The organism is Aurantiacibacter xanthus, from assembly GCF_003584015.1.
Lineage (GTDB): Bacteria > Pseudomonadota > Alphaproteobacteria > Sphingomonadales > Sphingomonadaceae > Alteraurantiacibacter > Alteraurantiacibacter xanthus.
On sequence record NZ_QXFM01000035.1, the window covers coordinates 1 to 2,087 of the forward strand.

Annotated in this window: 2 protein-coding genes; one reads left to right on the forward strand and one right to left on the reverse strand. The window is 61.4% G+C overall.

Features of this window, described 5'->3' with window-relative positions; all coding sequences use genetic code 11:
- The coding region (locus D2V17_RS04180) for a TonB-dependent receptor plug domain-containing protein (protein WP_191229073.1) at positions 1–1,241 on the reverse strand (1,241 nt) is incomplete at its 3' end.
- 406 nt (positions 1,242–1,647) lie between these two features.
- On the opposite strand from D2V17_RS04180, the gene D2V17_RS04185 reads away from it, so the two are divergent.
- The coding region (locus D2V17_RS04185; RefSeq protein WP_220474058.1) for a hypothetical protein at positions 1,648–2,087 on the forward strand (440 nt) is incomplete at its 3' end.

Genomic DNA, 2,087 nt, shown 5'->3' on the forward strand with positions numbered 1-2,087 from the left:
ACACTCCGCTGATCTACGCCGCGAGTTGTGCCAAATGTTCTGACGACGGACAATCGGCGGCCATAGGATCCCGAGGCAATATAGCCGTCGCCATCGGTATCCAGCGCCTGCAATGCCGCCGCCGTATCAGCCCCGAGGAAGGGCGAATAGGTGTGGATCATGAGGTTCGAGCCGAGCGTACCGTCACGATAGGACGTCGAGTTGGAGATCGGCGTAGGAGCCAATTCCTGCGAGACGCGGTTGTTGATGAACACGGCCTCGGCATAGGGAACGATCGCAGGGCTGATCTCGTACTGCGCCTTGGCATAGCCGAGATAACGCTCCTGCGGGACCTGAAGATAGTTCACCGCGCCGTAGTTGTAGAGATCGGTCGACGAATCATAGTTGATCGCATTGCCGCTCTCGTCAAAACGAACGGCGGCATCCGAAGTGGCGTAACCGAGCGCCTGGGCGAGACCAGGAATGGTCAGGCGGAAACCGGGGATCGAGGACGAGCCGCCGGGGAACAGGTTGCCTTCGCCATCGTCGCTGTAGCTGACTTCGGTCGCCTTGCGCGCGCTCGCAAAGACGGAATCGCGCTTGTAGTAATCGACGTGCAGAACAACGTTACCGCGACCGTCGGAGAAGTTCGAACCGATCGTGCCGTTGATGTTGTAGCGCTGGCCGTCGCCCTTTTCGGAAACTTCGTAGTTGCCGTTGAGCTCGATGCCCTCAAAGTCGGTCTTGGTGATGAAGTTCACGACGCCGGCGATGGCATCCGAACCGTAAACGGCCGAAGCGCCGCCAGTCACTACATCGACACGCTCGATCAACGCCGAAGGAATGGTGTTAAGGTCAACGATCTGGCTGGTGTCGTAGCTGATGTACCGACGGCCATCGACCAGCACGAGCGTGCGCTGAGAACCAAGGCCACGGACGTCAACGGTCGCAACACCATCACCAGGGTTGTTCGACGCGCCGGTGCTTGCCGGGATAACCTGCGGCAGGTCGTTCAGGACCTCTTCCACGTTCGCGGTCTGCTGGAACTGGAATTCCTCAGCACCGACGAAGGAAACCGGGCTGGAGCTTTCGATGTCGGGGCGCGCGATACGCGAACCGGTCACGATGATCATGCCGTCGGATTGCGTGGTCGTGGTCGCGCTGTCCTGCGCGAAAGCCGGCGCGCTGGACAGGCCGATCGTCAGGGCGAGCAACGCGGCTCCCGAGCGAAGGCGGCGCTGCCGCAAGAGATTGGTCGTCATGAAAAGTCCCTCTTTTTTATGGCTTCACAGCCGGAGCTGCCGCCCTTTACGCAGCAGTGGAGGGATTGCTTACGGAACATAATTTCGTGTGCAACCGTATGAATACAGACGAAATCGCTTTGTCATCGCGGTGATGCGCAGTTGCAACAAATCTGCAATGCGCAGGAGCCCGCTCGCAAGCAGAAGAATTGCGAAAATCGTTAAAATATAGTTTGTTATCAGCTTGCCATCACCCTGTTGCGCCTGAGCCACTAGGTATGCGGGCGATGCGAGTCACAAATCAGCAGTCGGGCGCGACAAAGCTCGCTCAGCAGACCCACATGGGTCGAATCGGGCCTGGATTGCCCCTTACGCAAGCCAGGGCCCATGCTATCGTGGCACAAGCACCACAGGAGCAGCCCCCGCCATGACCACCCCCGTTCTGCGCTGGATCGCCTCGCTCTGCGCTGCCGCGTTGCTTACGCTCGCGCCCACGGCCTCGGCGCAGGCGCAGACCCGCGCGGAGGGGTTGTGGATCGGCACGCTGGCCGTCTCACCCACATTGTCGTTGCGGATCGTGGTCGAGATCACACGGAAGGCCGACGGCGCACTGATCGGGACATTCGACAGTCCCGATCAAAACAGCTTCGGCGTCCCTCTCGCCGACATTACCTCCACCAACACCGCGCTCGCCTTCACGCTGCCCGCCGCCGGGGCAAGCTACGCGGCCAGATGGTCGCCCGAAGCCGAAGGCTGGCAGGGAACCTTCACCCAGGCCAGGCAAGACTGGCCGCTTGCGTTGCAGCGGCTCGACCCCGCGCAGCGGCCGCAGCGCAGCGCCCTGCCCGCCGGCTGGCAGGTGCCTGC